This window comes from Sporomusa acidovorans (assembly GCF_900101845.1).
Lineage (GTDB): Bacteria > Bacillota > Negativicutes > Sporomusales > Sporomusaceae > Sporomusa > Sporomusa acidovorans.
On sequence record NZ_FNAM01000023.1, the window covers coordinates 70,439 to 91,766 of the forward strand.

The 21,328-nt window shown below is 46.7% G+C and carries 24 protein-coding genes, 1 other RNA gene and 1 riboswitch; of the genes, 24 read left to right on the forward strand and 1 reads right to left on the reverse strand.

Annotation, left to right across the window (positions count from 1 at the left end; genetic code table 11):
* The first annotated feature begins 25 nt into the window (after positions 1-25).
* Positions 26-814: a GTP cyclohydrolase FolE2 gene (gene folE2 / locus BLR65_RS16180; RefSeq protein WP_093795246.1), complete on the forward strand. Its 789-nt coding sequence runs from the start codon at positions 26-28 to the stop codon at positions 812-814.
* A 49-nt stretch (positions 815-863) separates the two neighbouring features.
* Here the strand turns inward: folE2 and BLR65_RS16185 are convergent, their stop codons facing one another.
* Positions 864-1,163 (reverse strand): hypothetical protein, encoded by a 300-nt coding sequence (locus BLR65_RS16185; RefSeq protein ID WP_093795223.1) that lies wholly within the window; start codon positions 1,161-1,163, stop codon positions 864-866.
* A 130-nt stretch (positions 1,164-1,293) separates the two neighbouring features.
* Here BLR65_RS16185 and BLR65_RS16190 point away from each other — a divergent pair, with 130 nt between their 5' ends.
* The 23 genes from BLR65_RS16190 to BLR65_RS16300 all read left to right on the forward strand — a co-directional run bounded on the left by BLR65_RS16190 (position 1,294) and on the right by BLR65_RS16300 (position 21,211).
* Positions 1,294-2,148, forward strand: a complete 855-nt coding sequence (locus BLR65_RS16190) for a ChbG/HpnK family deacetylase (RefSeq protein ID WP_093795224.1) — start codon at positions 1,294-1,296, stop codon at positions 2,146-2,148.
* Positions 2,149-2,345: 197 nt separating this feature from the next.
* Positions 2,346-2,517, forward strand: a riboswitch (cobalamin riboswitch).
* A gap of 111 nt (positions 2,518-2,628) precedes the next feature.
* Positions 2,629-3,726, forward strand: coding sequence for a cobalt-precorrin-5B (C(1))-methyltransferase CbiD (cbiD, locus tag BLR65_RS16195; protein WP_093795247.1), 1,098 nt, complete (start codon positions 2,629-2,631; stop codon positions 3,724-3,726).
* On the forward strand, positions 3,702-4,334 hold the full coding sequence (gene cbiE / locus BLR65_RS16200; protein WP_093795225.1) for a precorrin-6y C5,15-methyltransferase (decarboxylating) subunit CbiE: 633 nt from the start codon (positions 3,702-3,704) through the stop codon (positions 4,332-4,334). The genes cbiD and cbiE overlap by 25 nt, the downstream gene beginning before the upstream one ends.
* Complete coding sequence (gene cbiT, locus BLR65_RS16205) at positions 4,331-4,906, forward strand: precorrin-6Y C5,15-methyltransferase (decarboxylating) subunit CbiT (RefSeq protein WP_093795226.1); 576 nt, start codon at positions 4,331-4,333, stop codon at positions 4,904-4,906. Before cbiE ends, cbiT begins: the two co-directional genes overlap by 4 nt.
* Before the next feature lie 87 nt (positions 4,907-4,993).
* Positions 4,994-5,749, forward strand: coding sequence for a precorrin-4 C(11)-methyltransferase (gene cobM / locus BLR65_RS16210; protein ID WP_093795227.1), 756 nt, complete (start codon positions 4,994-4,996; stop codon positions 5,747-5,749).
* A gap of 3 nt (positions 5,750-5,752) precedes the next feature.
* Positions 5,753-6,817 (forward strand): cobalt-precorrin 5A hydrolase, encoded by a 1,065-nt coding sequence (locus BLR65_RS16215; protein ID WP_093795228.1) that lies wholly within the window; start codon positions 5,753-5,755, stop codon positions 6,815-6,817.
* A gap of 29 nt (positions 6,818-6,846) precedes the next feature.
* Positions 6,847-7,536, forward strand: coding sequence for a precorrin-3B C(17)-methyltransferase (cobJ, locus tag BLR65_RS16220; RefSeq protein ID WP_245692840.1), 690 nt, complete (start codon positions 6,847-6,849; stop codon positions 7,534-7,536).
* Entirely contained in the window at positions 7,533-8,336 is an 804-nt protein-coding gene (gene cobK, locus BLR65_RS16225; protein ID WP_093795230.1) for a precorrin-6A reductase, read from the forward strand. The genes cobJ and cobK overlap by 4 nt, the downstream gene beginning before the upstream one ends.
* Complete coding sequence (locus tag BLR65_RS16230; RefSeq protein WP_093795231.1) at positions 8,324-8,950, forward strand: precorrin-8X methylmutase; 627 nt, start codon at positions 8,324-8,326, stop codon at positions 8,948-8,950. The genes cobK and BLR65_RS16230 overlap by 13 nt, the downstream gene beginning before the upstream one ends.
* A gap of 33 nt (positions 8,951-8,983) precedes the next feature.
* Positions 8,984-10,369 carry a cobyrinic acid a,c-diamide synthase CobB gene (locus tag BLR65_RS16235; protein ID WP_093795232.1) on the forward strand — a complete coding sequence of 462 codons (1,386 nt, stop codon included), beginning with the start codon at positions 8,984-8,986 and terminating at the stop codon, positions 10,367-10,369.
* Positions 10,370-10,387: 18 nt separating this feature from the next.
* Positions 10,388-10,933 (forward strand): bifunctional adenosylcobinamide kinase/adenosylcobinamide-phosphate guanylyltransferase, encoded by a 546-nt coding sequence (gene cobU / locus BLR65_RS16240; RefSeq protein WP_093795233.1) that lies wholly within the window; start codon positions 10,388-10,390, stop codon positions 10,931-10,933.
* Between the two features lie 75 nt (positions 10,934-11,008).
* On the forward strand, positions 11,009-12,544 hold the full coding sequence (locus BLR65_RS16245) for a cobyric acid synthase (protein WP_093795234.1): 1,536 nt from the start codon (positions 11,009-11,011) through the stop codon (positions 12,542-12,544).
* A 2-nt stretch (positions 12,545-12,546) separates the two neighbouring features.
* Entirely contained in the window at positions 12,547-13,503 is a 957-nt protein-coding gene (cbiB, locus tag BLR65_RS16250; RefSeq protein ID WP_093795235.1) for an adenosylcobinamide-phosphate synthase CbiB, read from the forward strand.
* Positions 13,504-13,531: 28 nt separating this feature from the next.
* Complete coding sequence (cobS, locus tag BLR65_RS16255) at positions 13,532-14,260, forward strand: adenosylcobinamide-GDP ribazoletransferase (protein ID WP_093795236.1); 729 nt, start codon at positions 13,532-13,534, stop codon at positions 14,258-14,260.
* Between the two features lie 35 nt (positions 14,261-14,295).
* Positions 14,296-15,174 (forward strand): GHMP family kinase ATP-binding protein, encoded by an 879-nt coding sequence (locus BLR65_RS16260; RefSeq protein ID WP_093795237.1) that lies wholly within the window; start codon positions 14,296-14,298, stop codon positions 15,172-15,174.
* Positions 15,164-16,264 (forward strand): threonine-phosphate decarboxylase CobD, encoded by a 1,101-nt coding sequence (gene cobD, locus BLR65_RS16265; protein WP_245692836.1) that lies wholly within the window; start codon positions 15,164-15,166, stop codon positions 16,262-16,264. Before BLR65_RS16260 ends, cobD begins: the two co-directional genes overlap by 11 nt.
* 5 nt (positions 16,265-16,269) lie before the next feature.
* Positions 16,270-16,881 carry an alpha-ribazole phosphatase gene (gene cobC / locus BLR65_RS16270; RefSeq protein ID WP_093795238.1) on the forward strand — a complete coding sequence of 204 codons (612 nt, stop codon included), beginning with the start codon at positions 16,270-16,272 and terminating at the stop codon, positions 16,879-16,881.
* Between the two features lie 174 nt (positions 16,882-17,055).
* Positions 17,056-17,233, forward strand: a non-coding RNA gene (gene ssrS, locus BLR65_RS16275) — 6S RNA.
* 459 nt (positions 17,234-17,692) lie between these two features.
* Positions 17,693-18,124 (forward strand): peptidylprolyl isomerase, encoded by a 432-nt coding sequence (locus BLR65_RS16280; RefSeq protein ID WP_093795249.1) that lies wholly within the window; start codon positions 17,693-17,695, stop codon positions 18,122-18,124.
* Positions 18,125-18,165: 41 nt separating this feature from the next.
* Entirely contained in the window at positions 18,166-18,555 is a 390-nt protein-coding gene (locus BLR65_RS16285) for a CoA-binding protein (RefSeq protein ID WP_093795239.1), read from the forward strand.
* Between the two features lie 38 nt (positions 18,556-18,593).
* Positions 18,594-18,917 (forward strand): thioredoxin, encoded by a 324-nt coding sequence (gene trxA / locus BLR65_RS16290; RefSeq protein WP_093795240.1) that lies wholly within the window; start codon positions 18,594-18,596, stop codon positions 18,915-18,917.
* A 109-nt stretch (positions 18,918-19,026) separates the two neighbouring features.
* Positions 19,027-20,970 (forward strand): ferrous iron transport protein B, encoded by a 1,944-nt coding sequence (gene feoB, locus BLR65_RS16295; protein WP_093795241.1) that lies wholly within the window; start codon positions 19,027-19,029, stop codon positions 20,968-20,970.
* Between the two features lie 13 nt (positions 20,971-20,983).
* A complete protein-coding gene (locus tag BLR65_RS16300; protein ID WP_093795242.1) occupies positions 20,984-21,211 on the forward strand; it encodes a FeoA family protein in 228 nt (75 codons plus the stop codon).
* The last annotated feature ends 117 nt before the right edge of the window (positions 21,212-21,328 follow it).

Here is a 21,328-nt window from a genome sequence, read left to right on the forward strand (position 1 = left end):
CCAGGGACGCAGTTCGAATAGTTCCATCAAAGATGTTCAAAACAGCTGTGACGAACGCGGTATTGCCATCCAAAAAGTTGGCGTAAGCGATGTGCATTTGCCATTTTTAATAAAAACTAAAAGTGGTTCGTTTCAAAGCGTTTTAGCAAAAATTAAACTTACTGTTGATTTACCGCAAGAGTTCAAAGGGACACATATGAGCCGGTTTATTGAAATCTTGAGCGACTGGAGTCAAAAGCCGGTGTCCTATCGGGAAATCGGCAATATGCTGACCGACACCATTGTCCGTTTGCACGCTAAACGCGCTCATATTGATATTCATTTTAAGTATTTTGTTGAAAAAGAGGCTCCCGTGAGCGGCCTTAAAAGTATGCTGGATTATGATTGCACGTTTTCTGCCAGCTTAGCCCGCGGCGAGCAATTAGATTTTGTATTAGGGATTATTGTGCCATTTACCTCTTTGTGTCCCTGCAGCAAGGAGATATCTCAATACGGCGCCCATAACCAGCGGGGAATTATGCGAGTAAAAATTAAACAAGTGCATGGAAAATTCATTTGGATTGAAGACTTGGCAAAAATGTTGGAAGAGCGGGGAAGTTGTCAAGTGTATCCTTTGCTAAAACGTGAGGATGAAAAATATGTTACGGAAAAGGCTTATGAGAATCCTAAATTTGTTGAAGACGTGCTAAGAGATTTGGTGTTGATGTTGCGTAAACTAGACGGTATTCAGTGGTTTGAAGTGGAATGCGAAAATTATGAATCCATTCATAACCATAGCGCTTATGCCACGCACATCGAGAATGTGGACAAATAAGATAACGGCGCCGGGCATATAACACGGCGCCGTATTTGATTTTTACTTCTTACTCGGCGCTATAGTCCCCATTAGCATCATATTTAGCAGTTAAAGTTTGGTTGGCCAGGGCACTTTTGGAACTGGTAGCCGTAGTAGTGCTACCGGTTTGCGATTGTTTTGCCAATTTGCTTAATTCGCTCATATTTGCAGAGGTACCCGAAGTCATGGAAGAAGAAGCAGAGGTAGAGGCAGTAGTGTTCGTGCCGGAGCTTTTGCTGGCATAATCGTTATTTGCATCCATTTTTGCAGTCATGGTGCCATATTCGTTTTTGCTTTCCGCTTGCTTGCTTTGTTTAGATTGATTCATTATTGATTACCTCCTGAAGTTTTTATTTTGGTCATGTGACCAATATTAGTATCAGACAACATATATCAAGTCATACCAGGGATTTTTTGCCCCAACAATCATTCCAATATAATCCGGTTGAGGTTTAATTATGAAACAATTAATTGTAAATGCCGATGATTTTGGGTTGCATGAGAGTATTAATCATGGCATTATTGAAGGGTATACGAAAGGATGTATAACAAGTACTTCACTTATGGCGGGTGGCCCTGCTTTTGAACATGCGGCAGGTTTAGCCGCCAAACACCCGCAATTGGGAATTGGAGTTCATCTTACGCTGGTTGGCGGACTGCCGGTAAGTGAACCTCATTGTATTTCCTCGCTTGTTGACGGCAATGGCATGTTCTGTGGCAGCTATGCGTCACTTTTCCGGAAAATAGGTACGTCAGGTATTTGTTTGCGAGATGTGCAATGCGAACTTACGGCTCAGGTTGAAAAAGTATTGGCAGCCGGAATAAACGTAACCCATCTTGACAGCCACCAACATATGCATGTGGTGCCGGGAATTTTTGATGTTGTTTTACGTATTGCGAAAAAATATCATATTCCCGCCATGCGGATACCTGCTGAGCCGTTATTGTTTCTGGGCGGTTTTAAACCAACTGCCGGCAGGATAATTGGCCGTACCGGTCTAAGCGTTTTGGCTAATTTGGCTCATTTTCGGGCTCGACGGGCCGGGATCGTTGTGCCTGATCACTTTTACGGAATGGTGGCAGGCGGCAGTATGGATGAAAGTCTGTTGCTCAATATTATAGACAACCTGCCTGAAGGCGTGTCGGAAGTTATGGTGCATCCCGGCTTCGATGACACGAAACTTAATGCGGCATTTTCATGGGGATACCATTGGCAGCAGGAATTATCCGCTCTTACCAGTGGGCAGGTTGCCAAACTTTTGGAATACAGGGGGATCAGGCTTGTGTCTTTTGCCCAGCTAATAACCAAGTAAATGATTTATAAGAAAAGACTTGGCTTGTGCCAAGTCCTTCAGGACGCCGGCGGAAGCCCTAGTCGTTCTTACTTATTATCAGAAAGGTTGTACTTTCTGATAATGTAAGAAAAATTTAAATTGTTTAATTTTGATAATTGTTATCCTTCTGGCAGGAAAATAGCCAACTGTATGGAATAATACCACTATCATAAATTAATAGGTGTAAGGGAATGGGTGCTTTGAGCTTAATAGGGAAGTCCGGTGTAATACCGGCACGGTCCCGCCACTGTAATGGGGATGCCTCTTAAATTTGCCACTGGGAAACCGGGAAGGCTTGGGTGAGCGATGAACCAGAGTCAGGAGACCTGCCTGTTCTAACACACGCCGTTAGGACCTACGGAAGATAGGCAGGTGTGGGTAAAGAATCAGGCAAAATCATTTATTGTTTGGTGATATACCCCCTGCTAAAAGGGGGTTTTTCTATTGTCGGATAAGCCAATGCGCAAAGGAATAACGACCGGCACCTGTGCCGCTGCAGCAGCCAAGGCGGCAATAATGGCCCGGCTGGGGCAGCCGGTGACGGTTGTTGAGGTGCTCTCGCCGCAGGGGATAGCTTTAAAGGTGCCGATAGCTGAATGCCATGCAAGTACTGATGGTGGATTTGGCTGGGTTATAAAGGATGCCGGCGATGATCCGGATATAACAAATGGAATTAAGATTGGAGCCAAAGTAATGGTAACCAGTCAGCCGGCAATTGTTATTAAGGCTGGCGAGGGAGTAGGGACAGTGACAAAACCCGGTTTGGCTGTGCCTGTGGGTGAGCCTGCCATAAATCCCGGACCGCGTACTATGATAACGAAAGCTGTTGAAGATTGTTTGCCACCAGGCAAAGGGGCAATTGTCACCATTATTGTCCCTAATGGGGAGAAACTCGCAGCCAAAACGCTTAACCCAATATTGGGAATCGTGGGCGGTTTATCGATTATTGGTACTACCGGCATTGTTGAACCTATGTCGGAAGAGGCTTTTAAAAACTCGCTGGTACCTCAAATCAGTGTGGTACATGCGCTGGGATATGACGAAATCGTGTTTGCGCCCGGGAAAATTGGGCAGGATATTGCCGTTAACCGTTATGGTTTGCCGGCGGCCGCCGTTGTTCAGACAAGTAATTTTATCGGGCATATGCTGGAAAATGCCGTAAAGTACGGAATGCGGCGTGTGCTGCTTTTTGGTCATCTGGGGAAAATTGTTAAGGTTTCGGCCGGGATATTTCATACCCATAATCGGATGGCTGATGCCCGATTGGAAACGCTGGCCGCTTATATGGCACTCAGCGGCGCGCCGCAGGCCGCTATTAAAGAAATACTATCTTCAACCACGACCGAGGCTGCTATGCCGATCATTACCCGTTATAATATGAACGAAGTCTATAATTTGCTGGCCGAGAGAGCCAGTGCCCGGGCTATACGGTATGTATTCGGAGAATTGGTTGTAGGGACAGTGATTGTTACTTTGAAGGGAGATATACTGGGGCTTGACCAAACGGCCCGGGAAATTGGAGGACATTTAGGATGGAATGTGCCTATCGAATCATAGTTGTCGGCATTGGGCCAGGTTCAGCCGATTATCTGTTACCGGCAGCCAGCCGGACAATTAAAGAAGCAGTTGTCCTGGTCGGCAGCAAGCGGGCACTGGCGACATTTGCTTCCGAAAACCAGCTGACTAAGGTTATTGATAAAGATATTGGCGGTGTGCTTGATTTTGTTGAACAGCAGCTTAATCGTCATGATGTAGTGGTAATGGTGTCAGGTGATCCGGGGTTCTATAGCATGCTCACCGCCCTTAGAAAGCGCTTTTCGCCAGACTGCCTTACCGTTATTCCGGGGATTAGCTCGGTGCAGCTTGCTTTTGCCCGGTTAGCCGAAGTTTGGCAGGATGCAGCGTTGATCAGTATGCATGGCCGTGAGGTTGACGATGCGGTTTTGTGTTACCGTCCGGGTTATAAGTTGGGGATCTTAACAGATAATCAGCATAATCCCGCCAATATTGCCGATATTTTGTTAACACACGGTTGGCCTAAAACAGCAAGTGTGTGGTTATGTGCCAACCTGTCTTATGATAATGAGAGCATAATTGCCGTAAATTTGGCAGAGGCAAGGAGGACACCGGGATTTGAACACAGTGTAATGGTGGTGAAGGCATGAAGCAGGGGTTAGGGATTCCGGACAGTGAATTTATCCGGGGTAACATTCCGATGACGAAACAGGAGATTAGGATACTAACATTAGCTAAAGCCGGAATTAATGCCACCGATACGATTATTGATATCGGCGCCGGTACCGGTTCATTGTCAATAGAAGCGGCATTGCTGGCAGAACAGGGAAAGGTATTTGCCATTGAACGGGAGACTGAGGGTATTGAGTTAATCAAAACCAATGCCGCTAAATTTAAGGTAAACAATGTGGAGGCCATCCTGGGGATTGCCCCTGAGGCCCTGGACGGGTTACCGGCGGCTGATGTTATTTTAATTGGTGGCAGCGGCGGAAGGTTGCCGGATATATTGGCTTATGCCGATACACTGCTTAAACCGGGAGGCCGGCTGGTTATAACGGCGGTTACTGTGGAAACACTCTCAACTGCATTAGAAATTATGCGAGAAAGAAAAGAGTACAGTGTGGATGCTTGCTGCGTGCAGGTAACTAAAATTCAAGCCGTCGGAGCCAGTAATATGTTTAAAGCGCTTAATCCGATTTATATCATTGCTTGCAGTAAATAATTGCAAGCCAATGGCTGTAAATCCTTATTGGATACTCTATAGATTCCAGGCCGGGGAGAAAAGCCGAAAAAAGAAGGGAGAATTATGATGAATGTTTTCTTTGTGGGAGCCGGTCCGGGCGATCCCGAGCTAATTACGGTTAAAGGTCAGCGCCTTTTAGGACAGGCCGATATTATTATTTATGCCGGTTCGTTGGTTAACCCGGCATTGCTGTCGCTGGCAAAAAACGGTGCTGCCATCTATAACAGCGCATCAATGACTCTGGATGAGGTTATTGCCGTTGTCGAGCAGGGGGTTAAAGAAAATAAGCTGGTAGTCAGACTCCACACCGGTGATCCCAGCATTTATGGTGCTATTCAGGAACAGATGGATAAACTGGCAGGCAAAAGTATTGCCTTCGAGGTTATACCTGGCGTGAGTTCGTTTTTAGCTACGGCTGCCGCATTAAAACAGGAGTATACATTGCCTGATGTTTCTCAGACAGTGATTATTACCCGCCTGGAAGGACGCACGCCTGTGCCGGAGAAGGAAAAATTAGTGAAATTGGCCAGCCATGAGGCAACCATGTGTATATTTTTAAGCGTGCATATGCTGGACAATGTTGTTAAAGAACTGATCGATGGGGGGTATCCGGCGGAAACTCCGGTAGCCATTGTCCAGAAGGCTTCCTGGCCTGATCAGAAAATCTATCGTGGTGCGCTAAAGACTATTGCTCAAATTGCCAGGGAAAATAATATTGATCGCACGGCCATGATTGTCGTTGGTAAAGTTTTAGACACAAACTACGCGCTATCCAGACTCTATGCGCCCGAATTCGGGCATATGTTCAGGGAGGCCAAATAGGCTGTGAAGCTGGCAGTTATTTCAGTTACCAATAAGGGCGCTGAATTAGCGGGAAAGATAGCGCCGCTATTAGAAGCTAAAGTTGATATTTATGTAAAAAACGGGCGCAATCCCCAGAGCGAACCTAATACCTACAACTGCCTAAGTGATTTGGTCCATGAAATTTTTTCGGTGTATGATGGTTTAATTTTTATTATGGCCACAGGTATTGTAGTAAGGGTCATTGCCCCCTATGTGAAAGATAAACGTTTTGACCCGGCAGTTGTTGTTATGGATGATGGCGGTACTTTTGCCATCAGCCTGTTGTCAGGCCATATCGGTGGGGCAAATGAGTTGGCTCAGTTGGTGGGTAATGCCGTACAAGCCACGCCGGTCATTACGACAGCTACCGATGTTGCCAAATTACCTGCTGCCGATGTGCTTGCCGTCAAACTTAATCTGGCGATGGAACCGTTTGCTTCACTAAAAACAATTAACTCCGTCATTGTTAACGGCGGCAAAGTGGCTTTTTTGGTGGACAAAGAACTGGACGGCTATGCGCAATACATTTGTTCAGCCGCTGAGCTGAATGTTCCGCTGGCCGATACCAGTGAATTGGCTTTCAGCGAAAATTATGATGCTGCGGTAATTATTACCGACAGAAATTTCCCTATAGCCAAACCGCATTTGTATTTGCGTCCCGGGAGTTTAGCCGTTGGTGTTGGTTGCCGCCGGGGCACCTCCGGTGCGGAAATTTTATCGGCCATTAGCCAGGCATGCCAGGCAATTGGGCGCAGTATTAAAAGTGTGGCGATTATCGGCAGCACAACCGTAAAAGAAGATGAAATCGGCCTACTGTCAGCCGCGCAGCAGCTTGCAGTGCCGATTGAGTTTTATACCCATCAGCAGCTCAATGAATGTATTGAAAAACATGCATTGGCGTTATCTAATTTTGTTAATGAAAAGATAGGAGTGGGGAATGTATGCGAACCAGCAGCAATTCTGGCAGGGAGAACCAGCAAGCTGTTTTTACCGAAAACCAAGTATCCCAAAGTGACTGTGGCTATCACGCCGGTAAGATATCGGTAGTAGGAATAGGGCCAGGCAGTCTGGCCGATATGACACTGCGGGCCCGGCACGCCATTGAATGTGCCGAGGTGATTGTCGGTTATGATACTTATCTTGAATTGATAAGAGACTTATTACCGGGAAAAACCACGATTGGTACAGGTATGATGCAGGAAGTTGACCGCTGCCAGGCGGCGGTAGAGCAGGCTATGGACGGCAAACAGGTTGCCGTTATTTCCAGTGGTGATCCGGGGGTCTATGGTATGGCCGGCTTAGTGCTTGAGCTTGTTGCCAAATATCCGCTGCCCGTTCAGCCGGAGGTTAGTGTTGTTCCGGGCATTAGTGCTGTTGGGGCGGCTGCTTCTATTCTGGGCGCACCGCTGATGCATGATTTTGCCGTTATCAGCTTAAGCGACCTGTTAACCCCCTGGGAGGTTATTCAAAAGAGAGTGGAAATGGCGGCTGCCGGTGACTTTGTTATTGCCATCTATAATCCGAAAAGCACACGGCGGACAACTCAGATCGAGACGGTGCGGGAAATTGTCTTGCAGCACCGGGGGGCGGAAACTCCTGTTGGCATTGTTCAGCACGCCAGCCGGCCCAAAGAAAAAATGACGATTTCAACCTTAGATAAGTTTACCAGTGAGCATATTGACATGTTTTCTTTAGTGATTATCGGCAATAGCCAGACCTATGTAGTTGACGGTAAAATGGTAACCCCCCGAGGTTATCAGTTATGATTTTAGTGCTGGCCGGGACGCTGGATGGCCGGAAGTTGGCGATGCGTTTGGCGGAACTCGGGCAAAAGGTCATGGTAGCGGTAATCAGCGAATATGGCCGGTTTTTGGCTGATTTGCCGGGTATTCGTGTTCACACCGGACAGCTTACTTTAGAAGGAATGGAAAACTTGCTGGTTAGCCAGGGTATTACAGTTGTTGTTGACGCCAGTCATCCTTATGCCGTAAATGGTTCCTTAAATGCCATGGCAGCCTGTGAGGCTACAGGTATCCCCTATATACGGTACGAACGGTCAGAGGTTTGCATTCCTGAGTATGAAAAATTATATGCTGCGAGTGATGCCGCTGAGGCTGCCAAACTGGCAGCCGGCCTGGGCAAAGTAATTTTTTTGACTACCGGCAGTCGTGCACTAAAAATATTTAAAGGAGAACCGTTATTGGCGGATTGCCGCCTGATTGCGCGGGTACTGCCGCAGCCGGATGTTATCAATGAATGTATTGACCTGGGGTTTGATCCGGGAGACATTATTGCGATTAAGGGGCCTTTTTCTCAGCAGCTTAATGCAGCGCTTTTTCGAGAATATGGCACCGAAGTCATTATTACCAAAAATAGTGGAACAATCGGCGGTGCCGATACGAAAATCGCGGCAGCGATCGAACTGAATCTATCCATCATTGTAATTGGCAGACCGGATATTACCTATCGAAATTTGTGCCAGACCCAAGAAGAGGTAATTCATGCAATGAAAATAGTAAGTGACAAAGGGAAGGCCGTACAGGGAGGTAACATATGCAATACATAAAAGACCCGATGGCAATTGAAATGCGCAGCATGGAAATCATTGCGCCCTATTTGACCGCTTTTCATTTAGACGAGCAGGCAACCAAGGTATACTCACGCATTATTCATGCTGCCGGAGACCCGGATTATGCGAATATTATCAGGCTTCATCCTCAGGCTATCGCGGCAGGACTGGCCGCACTTACGGCAGGCTGCAATATTTTCTGTGATGTTGAAATGGTGCGCACGGGAATTAACAAGCGCCGTTTGGCGGAGCTAGGAGGCCAGGCCTTCTGCTTAGTCGCTGATGAGACGGTAGCACGGGAAGCTAAGGCGGCCGGTATAACCCGCTCCATGGCCGCCATGCGGAAATTTGGCGCTCAGCTTAACGGCGCTATTGTTGCCATCGGCAATGCGCCGACAGCCCTCTTTGAAGTCATGCAAATGATTAAAGAGCAAAATATCAAACCGGCACTCATTGTTGGCGTACCTGTTGGTTTTGTAGGCGCGGCTGAGTCTAAGGAACTGCTCCATACGTCAGATCCTGTTCCCTATATTACAGTGCTTGGCAATAAGGGGGGCAGCCCGATAGCGGCAGCCGCTGTGAATGCCATGATGTATATGTTAGGACGTTAAACGCTAGTAATTAGTCGCTTAGGGGGATTTAAAATGGGCCAATTGAATATTCCAAGAGTGGTAATTGCCGGCGTTAGCAGTGGTGTTGGTAAAACAACCATTGTAACCGGGTTGTTGGCCGCTCTGACCAAGCGCGGTGTTAAAGTCCAGTCCTATAAAGTCGGCCCCGATTATATTGATCCTGGATTCCACCGCCTGGCCAGCGGTAAAAGTGCCCATAACCTGGATACCTGGCTGGTGCCGCCGGAATCGCTGTCAGAAATCTTTGCCAGTACGGCGCAAGGCAATGATATTGCCGTTATTGAGGGCGTTATGGGGTTGTTTGATGGCGGGCGCTTTGGTGTTAGCAGTACAGCCGCTGTTGCTAAACTTTTGCAAGCACCGGTCATATTGGTCATTGATGCCAAATCCATGGGCGAAAGCGCTGCTGCCATTGCCTTAGGTTTTAAAACCTATGACCCGGAAGTAAATTTGGCTGGCGTCATTATTAACAGGCTTGGATCAGAAAGTCATAAACTGATGGTTTGTGAGGCGCTCGAGCGGGTAGGTATTCCTGTTATTGGCACGGTTTTTCGTAATCAGGAGCTTACTATGCCGGAACGTCATCTTGGGCTGACACCTGTAACCGAACAGGATGCGGCTGCCGCTGTGAGTAAAATGGGACAGCAAATGGCTGAACAGGTTGCGTTGCCGGAATTACTGGCGCTGGCGAAAACGGCAGGGCCGCTTTGGCAGCAAAATGCTGTTGTAAAGGGGACAGGTGATCGGTCGGCAGTGCGGATAGGTGTGGCGCAGGACGAAGTATTTTCTTTTTATTATCCTTCCAGTTTGCAAGTTTTAACTGAGTATGGCGCTGAACTTGTTTATTTCAGTCCCCTTAATGACCGGCAATTACCAGCTGTGGATGGCATTGTCTTAGGCGGCGGCTTTCCCGAGATGTTTGTCAAGGAACTATCAGCCAATGCAGTTATGCGCAATGATATTTTGCAGGCAGCCAAGCGTGGTATGCCGATATATGCCGAGTGCGGCGGCCTCATGTATTTGGCGCGGCAGATTACGGATTTTGACGGTCGGACTTATGATATGGCAGGCGTTATTCCGGCAGCCTGCAGCATGCAGTCCAAGCTCGAGACCGTAGGGTATGTAAAAACAAGAGCTTTAACGGATAATGTGCTGTGCGCGTGCGGCGAGAGCTTACGCGGACATGAGTTTCATTTCTCCCGGATGGTTCCGGATGGCAGTCCTGAAGAATTTCCTTGGGCGTTTGAATTTAAAAAAATGCGTACAGGTGCTCTCTATCAGGGAGGGTATGCGTCAGGTAATATTCTCGCATCCTATCTGCATATGCATTTTGCCGGCAACAGACTATCTGCAAGGCGGTTTGTTGACAGATGCACTCAATATATGGCCAACCGCTAAAGGCAGGGGAGGAAGAATATGGCGGGTAAAATTGTTTTAGTAACAGGCGGTGCACGCAGCGGTAAGAGCACTTTTGCCGAAGAGTATGCGGCGAAAAACGGGCTCAGGGTAGCCTATATTGCCACTGCCCAGATCTATGATGATGAAATGCGGGAACGGGTGAATCTCCATCAAAGCCGGCGCCCCGCCAACTGGAAAACCTTTGAAGCCCCTTATCGGGCCGATGAGGCTATGCGGCAGGCGGTGCGGGAAGCGGATATTGTATTGTTCGATTGTCTGACGCTGTATACAAGCAACCTGCTCTTAGCGCCGGATGCGCCGCAGAACAGGGAAGAGCGGCGTCAGGTTGTTCTCGGGAGTATGGATAAATTGCTGGCAAGCGCCAAAGAGGGCGATGGTGATGTGATTTTTGTTACCAACGAAGTTGGCTTAGGAATTGTGCCGGATAATGCATTGGCGCGTGAATACCGCGATATTGCCGGACTGGTTAATCAAAAAGTGGCGGCAAATGCGGATGAGGTATATTTAGTCGTCTGCGGTCTGGCTGTTGAACTAAAAAAATAGCACTAACATCCACATCCCCCCGCCTGTAAAAATCTTTAGCACGTTGTATATATAGTCCGAGAGAGGAGTGAGCTTATGGCGCAGGCGATTATGCTGCAGGGAACAAGTTCGCATGTAGGCAAAAGTATTTTAACTACGGCATTGTGCCGGATTTTTAAACAAGATGGTCAGAAAGTAACGCCATTTAAGGCACAGAATATGGCACTTAACTCTTATGTCACCAAAACCGGCGGCGAGATGGGCCGGGCTCAGGTGGCTCAGGCGGAGGCTGCCGGACTGGACCCCACAGTTGAAATGAATCCGGTATTATTAAAACCTACGGGTAATTCCTGTTCGCAGGTTATTGTCATGGGTAAACCTGTGGGGAATATGTCAGCAAAAGAATATCATTCCGGCTATAGTCTAAAGGCGTTAGGGGTAGTAACTGAATGCCTCCGGAAACTTCATAAAGACTTTGATACGATTGTCATTGAAGGCGCCGGCAGTCCGGCGGAGGTTAATCTAAAGGACAATGATATAGTAAATATGCGTGTAGCCAAACTGGCCGGGGCACCGGTTCTACTCATTGCCGATATTGACAGGGGCGGTGCCTTGGCGTCGATTGTCGGAACTTTGGAACTGCTGGAGCCTGATGAACGGGATCTGGTTAAGGGAATTATTATCAATAAATTCCGGGGCGATATTTCTTTGCTGAAACCGGCATTAGATTTTCTTGAAGCCAAAACCGGCAAACCGGTTATTGGGGTTGTTCCTCATCTGGATAAGTTAGGAATAGACGACGAAGACTCGGTATCCTTAGAAGAAAAAGAGCAGCCGGCAAAGAAAGAAGGAGAACTGGATATCGCTGTTTTGCGCCTTCCCAAGATCTCAAATTTTACCGACTTTGATGCTTTGGCCAATGAGAGTGATGTTAGGCTCAGGTATGTGCGCAAAGGGGAAGCGCTCGGCAATCCTGATCTTATCATATTGCCTGGCAGCAAAAACACTACTGAGGATTTATTATATCTGCGCGAGAATGGTTATGAACGGGAAATTATCAAGAGGGTAAAGAGCGGTACACCGGTTGTTGGCATTTGCGGCGGCTATCAAATGCTGGGCCGGGAGGTACAAGATCCTGACCATACGGAATCCGATCTGGATGAGGTTATGGGCCTAGGTCTTATTGACAGTATTACTGTCTTTGCAGCTAACAAGGTAACCCATCAGGTAAAAGCTGTCGCCGTGAATCACAAATTCTTAGGCATTAACTATTCGGGTGATAATCTAACCGGTTATGAAATTCACATGGGGTGTACCCAGTTTTTATCCCCGGTGGATCCTGCCTTTACGATTGACACCCGGTCAGGCAAACAGGTGCAGATGCCGGATGGCGCAGTTACCGCCGACGGCTTGGTGATGGGCACCTATATGCACGGAATTTTCGACAATGATGCTTACCGGCGGGCTGTCCTCGACGCACTACGGGTACGTAAGGGACTGGCACCGTTAGGGGTTATTGTCGATACACAGGCGCTTAAAGATGCGGCGTATAACCGTTTGGCGGATGTTGTCCGGCGGAGTATGGATATTGATTTAGTCTACCGGATTATGAATGAGGCGAATGGTAGATAGCGATGACAGAGTATTTACTGTTTGGCGCAGTCATTATGGACTGCTTGCTTGGTGATCCGCGTACAGCCTTCCATCCGGTTGTTATGATCGGCAATTTGATTGCCTGGCTGGAACGGCGGATGTTACCTCTCGCCCAATCACCTGTTGCTAAAAAAATGGCGGGAGCCGTGCTTGTCATTATGGTGTTAACACTGGTATATACAAGCGTATGGTTGGTTATGGCGGCTTTGTTTGTTGTTCATCCGTGGGCCGGGTATTTAGGTGGTGCAATCCTGTTGTCATTTACCATATCGACAAGAAGTTTGGCGGAAGCCGGCCGGGAAATAGCCGGATTTTTACTCAGCGGCAATATGGAACAGGCCCGTTATAAAGTTGGCTGGATTGTCGGACGGGATACAGCCAAGCTAAACACTGCCGAAGTGACCCGGGCCACGGTTGAGACTGTGGCTGAAAATATTGTAGATGGCATAATCTCGCCACTTTTTTACGCCGCAATTGGCGGCGTTCCATTGGCCTTCCTATATCGGGCCGTGAATACCATGGACTCGATGATTGGCTATAAAAATGATAAATATTATGATTTTGGTATGGTTGCCGCCCGGGTTGACGATGTGTTTAATTATATTCCGGCTAGGATTACGAGCTTGTTCATTATTTTAGCTGCGGCTATACTTAAGCTGGATAGTGCCGGTGCTTTTCGCGCCATCAGGCGTGATGCTGCGAAACACCCCAGCCCCAACAGCGGCTTTTCCGAGGCCGGTGTGGCCGGAGCGTTAGGAATTAGATTAGGCGGACTCAATTATTATGGGGGAGTAGCTTCTCTAAGGGCTTATATGGGAGAGGCAAAGTGTGAGCTTACACCAATACATATCGAACAGACCATTCAGATTATGTATGCAGTGACTGTTCTGTTTGTTGCAGCAACAGTAGCTGGTAAATGGTTGCTTGCCTATCTGTAGGCAGTCTACAAGATGGGAGGAATTTAGATTGAAGGACTTTTTTACCGGGTTACAGTTTCTTACCCGCATTCGGCTGGTCAAACAGACTGATTGGTCGCCGGCTAGCTTTGGCCGCAGTGTGAAATATTTTACACTAGTTGGCGCTTTGATTGGCTTGATTTTGGCAGGGTTAAACTACTTTCTCAGTCAGCTTTTACCCGCCCATGTTTTGGCAGCGGTGATTGTTTTTGCGGGGATTGCCATTACCGGTGGTTTGCATTGTGACGGTTTTATGGATACGGCTGATGGTGTATTTTCCGGACGTTCCCGGGAACGTATGCTGGAAATTATGAAAGACAGCCGGGTTGGTGCGAATGGCGTTGTGGCTTTCGGTTTTCTCCTGCTATTAAAATACTCACTGATTGTTGATATGACACCAACCCTGCTGACTACCGCGCTTCTCATTATGCCGGTGGCAGGGCGGACCGCAATGGTCATTTGTATTACTGCGTTTCCCTATGCCCGGCCTGAAGGCATGGGTAAGGCCTTTGCACAATATGCCGGCCGCTCAACGCTGTTGATTGCTGTGAGCATTGCCGTTGCTATTACGATTTTGCTGGGAATTCAGGCTGCCATTAGTGCGGGCGGAGCTGTGCTGACAGGAATGGCAGCAGCCCGGTATTTTGCCAAAGTTTTGGGCGGTTTAACCGGCGATACTTATGGCGCTGTTACGGAACTGACCGAATTAATTACGTTACTCCTGTTTGTTATCCAATAAAAAAGACTCAATCACTGAAAGGCAGACTTTCCAATATGATAAAAGTTAAAGCACCTGGTTCATGTGGCGAATTAGTACAAGGCACAATTAACGGGGGTAACTTTTTAATTACTTGTCCGGTAGATTGGTATTCGGAAGTTACCGTTGTGTCCGGTGACGATCCGGTACATATTGAGCCTAAAACCGCCGCGGCTGTTTCTAAAACCTTTCAATATCTGAATATGGCGGGTAAACTAAACCTCACGATGGAGTCTGATTTACCGGTAGGCAAGGGAATGGCTTCCAGCAGCGCCGATATTAGTGCTGCTTGCCAGGCTGCTGCGTTGGCATTGGCAGGCCGGCACCTGTCCTGTGATGAGATTGCTGATATTGCCTTATCGATTGAACCAACTGATGGAATTTTTTATCCGGGAATTATGATGTTTGATCATGTAGAAGGCAGGATTCGCCGATTTTTGGGGAATCCGCCGCCAATCCATATCGCAGTATTTGACGCTGGCGGACAGGTCGACACGCTGGCGTTCAACGGCAGGAAAGATTTGGCTGCCTTAAATCAGGCCAAAGAACCGCAGATCAGAGCGGCTATTGAGTTAGTCGAACAAGGACTGGAAAAGGGTGATGCCCGGCTGATTGGGCAGGGAGCTACGATGAGTGCTCTTGCCAATCAAATAATCCTGTATAAGCCCTGCCTGGAACAGGTGATCAATATCAGCCGGGATTATGGTGCTGTTGGCATCTGTGCTGCTCATAGCGGTACAGTTTTCGGTGTTATGTTTAGCACGGACAATATGGCCGGACATCAAGCCTGTGTTAAAGCAATCGGCTGTAGCTGCACGGAGGTAGTTTATTTAAAGACTGTCCAGTTAATTACCGGCGGACTAATCATAACAGGAGTGGATCGTAATGGGCGCTGACAAACAGATGGTTAGTTATGTTCACGGTGGCAATGTGCATGCCTGGGCCAGAGAGCGCGGTGGTGAGTTAGCGGATTTTCTTGACTACAGTGCGAATATAAATCCACTGGGGTTGCCAGATAGCGTACGAAAGGCAATAACGCAGTCTGTCGACCTGGTCATTCATTATCCTGATGCACAAGCGTCTTCCCTGAAAGAAGCAATCAGCACTTATTATCATGTGGATGTTGAGCGGATTACAACCGGCAACGGCGCTGTCGAATTGCTTTACGTGCTGGCCCATACCCTGCGCCCCAAGCGGGTGCTCATCCCGGCGCCTACGTTTAGTGAATATGAACGGGCAACTGCCGCGGCAGGTGCAGCTATTGAGTATGCCTATTTGTCAGCTGATAATGGGTTTGTTTTTGACATAGACTATTTATGCCGGCGTATTAAAAAAGTCGATATGGCATTTATTGGCAATCCTAATAACCCCACAGGCACCTTGGTGACCAACGGGCAGATTCAAGCATTGCTGCAAGCGGCTAAGCAGCATGAAACTACCATAGTTGTTGATGAGTCATTTATGGATTTTATGAACAATGACCAGGAGTATACTTGCCGGTCACTGCTCAGGCAGTATGATAATCTGGTCATTGTTCATTCGCTTACAAAATTTTATGCAATACCCGGTCTCAGGCTCGGATTTGCCTTTGCTCACCCTGATTTAACAGTTAAGTTGCATCATGCTAAAGATCCCTGGAATGTTAATTTATTGGCACAGACGGCGGGCGTAGCTGCGCTAGCGGATGCCGAATATCAAATCGCCAGCCGGGAGACCGTTAAACAGGAAAAAGACAGGCTGTTTGCCGGCCTGAATACCCTGGCGGGAATAAAGCCGTTTCTACCGTCTGTTAACTACATATTATTGGATATCAGTCAAAGTGGCCATGATGCGCAGCAATTACGGCAGAAACTGGCTGAGAAGAATGTCTTAATCCGTGATTGCAGTAACTATCCAGGCTTATCTCCCCGTTATGTGCGGGTTGCTGTTAAGCGTAACGAACAAAATAAAATCCTGCTCCATTGTTTTAAACAGGTGTTGAGGTGATTTCGATGACCAGATTAATCATTATCCGTCATGGGCAAACGCTCTGGAACTTAGAGCGCAAGTATCAGGGGCACAGCGACATTGCCTTGTCTGATAAGGGGATTAAACAAGCGGAGGCTGTCGCAGCGCGTCTAGCTAAAGAAAAAATTGACGCTGTCTATGCCAGTGATTTATCCCGCGCTTGTAAGACGGCAGAATACATTGCTGCCAGGCATAACCTTAAAGTGAATATTACGCCTGAGTTACGGGAAATCAAATTCGGCGAGTGGGAAGGCCTGACGTATGATCAGATTACGGCGCGTTGGCCTGGCATGTTGGGCAAGTTATGGACAACTCCCGATGAACTGGAGATACCCGGCGGCGAAAGTTTCCATCAACTTAAAGAACGGGCATATGCCGCAATTCAAAAGATCATAAAGGAACATCCCGGCCAGACGGTGGCAGTGGTTGCTCATGGTGGTACCATAGGGACAATTTTGTGTGCTGTTCTGGACATTCATCTAAATCATGTGTGGAGTATTAAACAGGATAATACAGCCGTTAACATCATTGAATATTATGATGGCAGGCCGGTTATTACCTTGCTCAATTGTGTTCGCCATTTAGAGAATAATTAGCGTAATAAAACTGGAATCGGAAAAAGTCAAATAATTAATGATTATGTAAGACCAAGGACGAAAAGGCATCATTGTGGTGGTTAAAAAATATAGTCCGTCAGACTATTTTTTGACTGTTTTTCAGCATTGAGATAATGCTGCAGGAATGGTAAAATCCATAATGTCAAAAGATACTAATGCCTGAGGTGTTCGTTACACTCTTATATGTTCAACCGACTCATTCACATGGGGAGTTTGAGGTTATGTTGCTGTCAGGCCTCCGCAGAGTGGAAGGCAAACGCATAACTATATAGCGCCCACCTGCTAGCGGGCAGGTTTTGAACATATTGAGGGACGACATTTTGGGTTACATAATTATTAATTGGGAAATACTCCTTGGTGAAGGAGTGTTTTTTATTTTGCTTTTGCCTTATGGCAAAAAATAAAAAGCCTGGCAAAAAGCCAAGACTTCTACGTATGCACTCTAATAATTGAGGTCAATCAGTGCGATCGCAAATAAAAAAAAGACAACATTGATAACCGTGGTAATCATATAGCACCTACCCTTTAAGTTTTTATTTTTACCCCCTTTTTTTAATTCTGATCTTTTTATTATATTTAATATAGCACAGGATTCTTTTATATGCAAAACAGCTTATTATGCTGATATCTTCAAATCCTTTTGTCTAAACGGTTCAGCATTGGGAAAGTCAGCCAGAGAGAAGCTTACGCAAAATTCTGTGGCTGTTTTTCTACTAGCGCTTTCTAGTTTTGCCAAAAGGTAGCTAACTATGGTATAATGAGACAATTCTATGTAAGAGAGGGATAAATGTTGAAAAAAGCGGTTATTGAAATGGATAAGGGTAAAATCGTTATTGAACTATTTGAAAAAGATGCGCCCGGAACGGTTGCCAATTTTGAAAAACTCATAACAGAAGGTTTTTACGATGGCTTAACATTTCACCGGGTGATTAAAGGCTTTGTCGCCCAGGGCGGTTGTCCTAACGGCAATGGTACCGGCGGCCCCGGTTATACAATTCCCTGTGAAACAAAAGGGAATCCGCACAAGCATGAACGGGGGGCATTGTCAATGGCCCATCGCGGTCCTAATACCGGCGGCAGTCAGTTTTTTATTGTCTATGAGCCCCAACCGCATTTGGATGGTGTACATACAGTATTCGGCAAGGTTATTGAAGGCATGGATGTTGTTGACCAGATCAACCAGGGCGATGTAATGAATAAAGTCACAGTTATTGAGGAATGATCTAACAGGTACTGCCGTAAACATAGTATAGGGGGCACGAAATGAACGAGTGCGAGATCATGCTTCAACTGAAAAGCTGGGCTGTCGTAGGCGCTACTGGTAATACGGAAAAATTTGGTTATAAGATATTTAAAGCGCTGAAAGAGGCCGGTTATCAAGTATATCCGGTAAATCCCGGAATAACTGAGATACTTGGGGATAAATGCTATCCGGCACTGAAAGATCTACCGGTTAAGCCTGATGTGGTGAATGTGGTAGTACCGCCAAAAGTTGGTGAACAAATCATGCATGACTGCTCCGAACTGGGCATTAAAAATGTTTGGCTACAGCCTGGCGCGAATGCCGCCAGCGTCGTAGAAACAGCAAAAAATCTCGGTCTTACTGTGGTTGATCAAACCTGTGTCTTAGTTGAACTCCGCAACCACAAGTAGATATGGAGGAATTCACTTATTAAAGGGGGGACTGTCTGATGGTAAATGTAGTCAATGTAAATGACAACAATTTCCAGGAAGAAGTGCTTGAAGTTGCCAAACCGGTGCTTGTAGATTTTTGGGCTCCTTGGTGTGGCTACTGCACTAGACTTGGACCAATTCTGGATGAATTGGCACAAGAAATGGGTGATCAAATCAAAGTTACCAAACTGAATGTTGATGAAAATCGCTCACTAGCCCAAAAATATGGTGTGATGAGTTTGCCTACGATGATTATCTTTAAAAATGGCGAGCAAGTAGATAGGTTGACAGGGTATATGCCAAAAGCCAATATCGCCTCCAAATTGAAAAAAGTACTATAAAAAGTTCCCGGTCATATGACCGGGATTTTTTTTAGCAAACGCATATCCCGATCTAGTACGGCATAGGAAATAGTATAAGCATTTTCAAAAGACGCGGAGGTTGGATAAAGTGCGGGCTGCGGCAGCTAGAGTAGTACTGGTGGGTTCACCCAATGTCGGTAAAAGCTGTATCTTTAACTATTTGACGGGAAATTATGTTGCCGTATCTAATTATCCGGGAACCACGGTTGATATTTCTACAGGCTATTTTAAAGATAGAGGAAAGCGGTTTGAAGTTATTGATACGCCGGGAATGTATTCATTAATTCCTTTAACAGAGGAAGAGAGGGTTACAAGACTATTATTGAGCAAGCAGGTGCCGGATGTTGTTATCCATGTCGTTGATGCCAAAAATCTACGGCGTATGCTCCATATGACGCTGCAACTTATAGACGCCGGCTTACCCGTTATTCTCAATGTAAATATTATGGATGAAGCCCGGCAGCTAGGAATGCTTATTCATCTCGAAAGACTTGAAAAACTGCTGGGTATTCCAGTCATCGCGACTTGTGCTGCCGGCAAAGTCGGTTTAGAAGTTTTAAAAAATGCTATTACTCAATACCAACCCACGCAGCCCGGTAGTTTTAATTTAAGCAGTCAGCTTGAGCAGGCGATAGCAAAAATAAGCGATTTGTTACAGCTGTCTTACACCTTAAGCAAAAGGATTACCGCGATCCTGTTGCTGGAAGGCGATGCTATGGTACTTGAACTTGCACAAAAGGAGCAGGCCTGGGCTGAAATAGCTGCTATAATCAAGCAAGTAGCAGCGGAAAATAAAAACAACCCGGAGGCTCTGATGGCTATAGAGCGCCAGGCTGTTATTGATAAAATTCTGGATAAGGTTGTTCGCTATGCGCGGATTGAACAGCATTCGCTGAAACATGTTGCCGGGTGGTTAGGTAAAATAACCAGAGAACCGATAACCGGCCTCCCCATTTTATGTTTGGTGCTTTATTTTGGGCTATATCAGTTTGTAGGCAAATTTGGCGCCGGCTATCTGGTCGATTATGTTAATAATAGCGTATTTGTACCAATTATTAATCCTCTAGTAGCCAGGATTGTTGAGAATTTCATTCCCTGGGAGTGGGCAAGATCGCTGCTGGCGGGAGAATATGGTATTTTTACCATGGGATTTCGCTACGCCACTGCTATTATTTTACCTATTGTCGGTACATTTTTTTTTGCTTTTGCCCTGCTGGAGGATACGGGCTATCTGCCGCGCTTGGCCATGTTGGTTGATGCAGTTTTTCGCTATTTTGGGCTAAATGGCCGGGCGGTAATTCCGCTAACGTTGGGACTCGGCTGCGGTACCATGGCGGTAATGGTAACCCGGACGCTGGAAAGCAAGCGGGAACGGCTTTTGGCTACCTTTCTGCTGTCCCTAAGCATACCCTGTTCGGCTCAACTGGGGGTAGTGCTGGCATTGCTTTCCCATAATGCCACTGCCGTTATCATTTGGAGCACGTACATGGTAATGGTTTTTAGTTTTATTGGTTGGTTGAGCGCAAAATTAATTCCGGGTGACAGAAGTGCCTTTTACATGGAAATACCGCCGCTAAGGCTACCACTTATAGGGAATGTTCTCAAAAAGGCATATAGCCGCATGTCCTGGTACCTTATGGAAATTTTGCCGGTATTTATTATTACCAGTGTTTTGTTGTGGGCCGGTGCTCGCAGTGGTGTCTTAGCTGTGTTGATCAAACATGTTGAGCCTGTAATGGGGATTATTGGGTTACCGCCGGCAGCGGCCCAGGCTTTTTTACTGGGGTTCTTTCGGCGCGATTATGGGGCTGCCGGACTCTACGACCTTGTTAGTGCCGGGCAGTTAAGCGAGAGGCAATTGCTGGTTGCGGCAGTCGCATTAACCTTATTTGTTCCCTGTATAGCCCAGTTTGCCGTTATGATCAAGGAACGAGGGGCAGCGGTAGCATTAAGCATGGTAACGATAATCATTTTTGTCGCGCTTGGCTCCGCGGCATTGATCAACTCCATTCTAAAATTGTTTGTATTATAAAGGAGGGGAAGCTATGAAAGAAAAATCCGTAATAGAGTTAAAAACAGGTGAAAAAGCGACAATTGTATCCATACAGGGGCACAATTCCGCAAGTATTAGAAAGCTTACCGCTTTTGGCTTATTGCCGGGAACGGAAGTTGAAATGATCCAAACCTTTCCCGCTTTTGTTCTTAAAGTCGACAATACCCAATTGGCACTGGACTATAAGGCTGCCGCAGGAATAACCGTGGTTATGAGGTAAACAAAAAAAACAGGGCTCAAGGCCAATGTCATTAAGTTAAGAAAAAGAAACGACAAAGAAACAACGGAAAAGGCAGCGAGATTGAGAAATAATAGTCTCACTGTCTTTTCTGTCTAT

What these genes read in the sequence shown, in the direction of transcription:
- cbiT (WP_093795226.1), top strand. Translation starts at nt 4,331, where the DNA reads ATGAAGCAGGGGTTAGGGATTCCGGACAGTGAATTTATCCGGGGTAAC.
- cbiE (WP_093795225.1), top strand. Translation starts at nt 3,702, where the DNA reads ATGGAATGTGCCTATCGAATCATAGTTGTCGGCATTGGGCCAGGTTCA.
- cobC (WP_093795238.1), top strand. Translation starts at nt 16,270, where the DNA reads ATGACCAGATTAATCATTATCCGTCATGGGCAAACGCTCTGGAACTTA.
- cobK (WP_093795230.1), top strand. Translation starts at nt 7,533, where the DNA reads ATGATTTTAGTGCTGGCCGGGACGCTGGATGGCCGGAAGTTGGCGATG.
- BLR65_RS16190 (WP_093795224.1), top strand. Translation starts at nt 1,294, where the DNA reads ATGAAACAATTAATTGTAAATGCCGATGATTTTGGGTTGCATGAGAGT.
- cobJ (WP_245692840.1), top strand. Translation starts at nt 6,847, where the DNA reads ATGACACTGCGGGCCCGGCACGCCATTGAATGTGCCGAGGTGATTGTC.
- cobM (WP_093795227.1), top strand. Translation starts at nt 4,994, where the DNA reads ATGAATGTTTTCTTTGTGGGAGCCGGTCCGGGCGATCCCGAGCTAATT.
- BLR65_RS16235 (WP_093795232.1), top strand. Translation starts at nt 8,984, where the DNA reads ATGGGCCAATTGAATATTCCAAGAGTGGTAATTGCCGGCGTTAGCAGT.
- BLR65_RS16230 (WP_093795231.1), top strand. Translation starts at nt 8,324, where the DNA reads ATGCAATACATAAAAGACCCGATGGCAATTGAAATGCGCAGCATGGAA.
- BLR65_RS16245 (WP_093795234.1), top strand. Translation starts at nt 11,009, where the DNA reads ATGGCGCAGGCGATTATGCTGCAGGGAACAAGTTCGCATGTAGGCAAA.
- BLR65_RS16285 (WP_093795239.1), top strand. Translation starts at nt 18,166, where the DNA reads ATGAACGAGTGCGAGATCATGCTTCAACTGAAAAGCTGGGCTGTCGTA.
- cobU (WP_093795233.1), top strand. Translation starts at nt 10,388, where the DNA reads ATGGCGGGTAAAATTGTTTTAGTAACAGGCGGTGCACGCAGCGGTAAG.
- BLR65_RS16300 (WP_093795242.1), top strand. Translation starts at nt 20,984, where the DNA reads ATGAAAGAAAAATCCGTAATAGAGTTAAAAACAGGTGAAAAAGCGACA.
- trxA (WP_093795240.1), top strand. Translation starts at nt 18,594, where the DNA reads ATGGTAAATGTAGTCAATGTAAATGACAACAATTTCCAGGAAGAAGTG.
- cbiB (WP_093795235.1), top strand. Translation starts at nt 12,547, where the DNA reads ATGACAGAGTATTTACTGTTTGGCGCAGTCATTATGGACTGCTTGCTT.
- cbiD (WP_093795247.1), top strand. Translation starts at nt 2,629, where the DNA reads ATGCGCAAAGGAATAACGACCGGCACCTGTGCCGCTGCAGCAGCCAAG.
- BLR65_RS16260 (WP_093795237.1), top strand. Translation starts at nt 14,296, where the DNA reads ATGATAAAAGTTAAAGCACCTGGTTCATGTGGCGAATTAGTACAAGGC.
- BLR65_RS16185 (WP_093795223.1), bottom strand. Translation starts at nt 1,163, where the DNA reads ATGAATCAATCTAAACAAAGCAAGCAAGCGGAAAGCAAAAACGAATAT.
- cobD (WP_245692836.1), top strand. Translation starts at nt 15,164, where the DNA reads ATGGGCGCTGACAAACAGATGGTTAGTTATGTTCACGGTGGCAATGTG.